We start from the raw sequence: 1738 nt of genomic DNA on the forward strand, positions 1-1738 counted from the left end.
CCCGCCGCGTCATGGCGATGTGCGCAGCGTCGTCCAGCGGCTGTTCGCTCCGGCCCGATTGGCCGAGCCGGCAGCGCGCGCCCGCGACCTCGCGGAGCGCGTGTTCGACGGTTACGCGCGATTCGATGCGGTGGCCGATCTGGCACAGCCGGTGTCGATGCAGACCATCGCAAGGGTGCTTGGGCTATCGATGGCCGACGCCGATCGTCTGTCGCCCCATGTCGAAACCTTGAGCCCGGCGATCGAGGTCGATGCCGACCCCGCCATTGAGGCAGCCGGATGGTTCGCGCTCGCCAGTCTGGACGCCCTGCTCGCAGACATCATGCGCGACCCCCAGGGCACGCTTGCCCCATCCGGCGCGTTGTTCCGGCTTCGCCAGGAAATCGCCGCCGACCCGGCCAATGCGCGGGCCTTGTCCGCGCAGTGCAGCCTGTTGCTGTTCGCTGGCCATGCCACCACCCAATCGCTGATCGCCAACATGGTGCATGCGCTCGCCGCGCACCCGCATGTCCTGAAGGACGTCCGGGCCGGTGCGATTTCGATGGAGGCGGTGGTGGAGGAAACGCTGCGCTTCGACCCGCCTGCGCAGATTGCCGCGCGGTCAGCACTGGGGCCGGTAACGATCGGCGCGCAGCGGGTCGAGCCGGGGCAGCGCCTGCTGCTGCTGCTCGGCTCCGCCAACCGCGATCCGGATCAGTTCGCGGACGCCGACAGCTTCAATCCGAAGCGGTCGCGCGCAGTCCATCTCGCCTTTGGGGGCGGCATCCATGCCTGTGTCGGCATGGCGCTCGCGCGCGTGGAGGCGCGCGCCGTGCTGGAGGCACTGGTGGCGAGCGGAAGGCGGCTTTCGCTGATGGGCCCGCCGCGCTGGTCCAGCGGGCTTTCGGTCCGCACGCTCGCCAACCTGCCAATGGCGCTCGAATAGGATAGGGGCCGTGTCGATCCAGCACGCTCAGGCGTTCATTCGCGCCGTCGCCGACGATGCCGCGCTCCGCGATACGTTGCTGGCGCTGCCCGCGCCGGTGGCGGTGCGCGACATCGTCGCGGTAGCAGCGGAGGCGGGCTTCGACTTCGACGAAGAGGCGCTCGTCCGCGCACATGGCATTGACTGGTCGATGCGCTGGCTCCGCTATCATCGCCGCTTGGACGACAGCCAATAGGCGAGGTTCATCGCCGCGTTCAGCGGTCCCACCGCTTCTGCCTGCTCCTCAATTGCGCCGCTTTCGGTGCGCGCGAGCCATTTCGGTTCCACCCAGTCGCGGATCGCGGCGCTTGCCAGCACGTCGCGCTGCCACGGCGCGATCCCATGCAGCATCAGGGAGCGACGTCCCAGGTCTGGCGGCAATGTCGTTTTGGGCCGCTGCAGGATCTGTCGCGGAAGCCGCTCCGCCATCGCGGTCCGCAGCAGCAACTTGCCGCGGCCCAGCTCCCGGGCCGGAACCTGCTGCATGAACGCGAACAGCCGCACATCGAAGAACGGAAAGGCCGGCTTCAACGGGAGGCCGTGATAGCCAGGGTCCGACCGCTGAAAAATCGCCTGCCAGAGCGGCGCGGTCGCCATCCCGTCAATGCCGCGTGCCGAGCGTCTGTGCGCTTCCGCCATTCGCGCGGATGCGCGGGCGCGCAGATCGGGATGCAGCCATTCCAGCGCGGGCAGCTCCGCCCCCCGTCCACGGCTTAAGGTCCGCGCAGCCTGGCCCACCAACGACCGGACGTCCCGCGCACCGGCCCGCCACTC

Annotated in this window: 3 protein-coding genes; 2 read left to right on the forward strand and 1 reads right to left on the reverse strand. The window is 69.3% G+C overall.

What is annotated here, in order from left to right:
- A partial coding sequence (locus tag AX681_RS17980; RefSeq protein WP_066659714.1) for a cytochrome P450 occupies nt 1-925 on the forward strand: 925 nt, incomplete at its 5' end.
- A gap of 10 nt (nt 926-935) precedes the next feature.
- The gene (locus tag AX681_RS17985; protein WP_066659716.1) at nt 936-1160 is read left to right on the forward strand and encodes a Nif11-like leader peptide family natural product precursor; all 225 of its coding nucleotides are present in this window, start codon (nt 936-938) and stop codon (nt 1158-1160) included.
- Here the strand turns inward: AX681_RS17985 and AX681_RS17990 are convergent.
- Nucleotides 1133-1738 (reverse strand): asparagine synthase-related protein (locus AX681_RS17990; protein ID WP_197424322.1); only part of this gene is annotated, 606 nt, incomplete at its 5' end. The two genes, AX681_RS17985 and AX681_RS17990, sit on opposite strands and share 28 nt — an antisense overlap.

Origin of the sequence: Sphingomonas sp. CCH9-E2 (assembly GCF_001557215.1) — a bacterium.
Taxonomy (GTDB): Bacteria; Pseudomonadota; Alphaproteobacteria; order Sphingomonadales; family Sphingomonadaceae; genus Sphingomonas.